This is a genomic window from Moorena sp. SIO4A1 (assembly GCF_010672065.1).
In the GTDB taxonomy this organism is placed as follows: Bacteria; Cyanobacteriota; Cyanobacteriia; order Cyanobacteriales; family Coleofasciculaceae; genus Moorena.
On sequence record NZ_JAAHHX010000957.1, the window covers coordinates 1 to 1,135 of the forward strand.

A 1,135-nucleotide genomic window follows, 5' to 3' on the forward strand; every position below is an offset into this window, starting at 1 on the left:
AGGTTGTGAGTCATTAGCCTTAGTCAATAGCGCAAATCCACTTAATTTTACAGGACCATTATTTCTCAGGTTCTATCTATTGCTAGTAAGTGCTGCGGTAGTCTTGGCCTACGGTTTACGTTGGTATTTACGACAACCAGCTTCCGCACCCTATGGCAAATCGGTCTCTCTCGATGCCTATGAGACAGGCTATTTAGTTGGTGGTCAACAGCGAGCTGTCGATACAGCCATCGTTAACCTTGTGCAGAGTGGACATTTAAAACCTGTGCCTGAATACCGAGGGCTAGAATTAGTCAATCCTTTGGTTTACAAAAATGATCCCCTTGAGTTTAAGATTGATAATGGTGCTAGAACTGGTAAGACCATCACTCCGATCAGAAGAGCCGCTAGATCCGCTACAAACCAAATACGCGATCGCTTAACCGATCTCAATCTCTTACTTACAGAAGACCAAGGCAAATTAGCCCAGCAATATCCCGCACTTCCTATCTTTGCTGTCTTGCTCCTAGGAATCACCAAGATTATAGTAGGCATTTCGCGAGATAAGCCAGTCGGTTTCCTAATCATACTGTGCGTCATGACAGCAATTATTGGTTGGCGCTTTCTGGTTGTACCAGTAAACCGTAGTCGTTACGGCGATAGTGTATTAGGAAACCTAAGAGCTACCCATGGGATGCTGCGAAACCCTAAAGACAAGTCTCAACTAGCCCTGGCATTTGCTCTATTTGGTACTACAGTTTTAAACCAATATGGTCTAGAAGACTTGCAAGACCTATTTAATCCTTTCACCAATTTTGGTAATAGCAGTAGCAGTAGCCGCCGTAGCAGTAATAGCAGTAGCAGTAGCAGTAGCAGTGGCTGTAGTAGCGGTGGCTGCAGTGGCGGTGATAGTGGCTCCAGTGGCAGTGATAGCGGCTGCGGTGGCGGTGGCAGTAGCTGCGGTGGTGGCTGTGGTGGCGGCTGTGGTGGTGGCTGCGGTGGCTGCGGTGGTTAAAGAGTTATATAGCACTACCCATGAAGCTCAGGACATTCCTAAACTCCGAAACTTAGTTATAGCTTACTTCTGACTTTTGACTTCTGACTTCTGACTTCTGACTTCTGACGCTAAGGGTAGCGCTATAGAAACACCTGTCAT

The 1,135-nt window shown here is 46.5% G+C and carries 1 protein-coding gene; it reads left to right on the plus strand.

Annotated elements, in window-relative coordinates:
* On the plus strand, positions 1-994 hold a 994-nt coding region (locus F6K53_RS44430), incomplete at its 5' end, for a TIGR04222 domain-containing membrane protein (protein ID WP_293087317.1).
* Positions 995-1,135 lie beyond the last annotated feature (141 nt).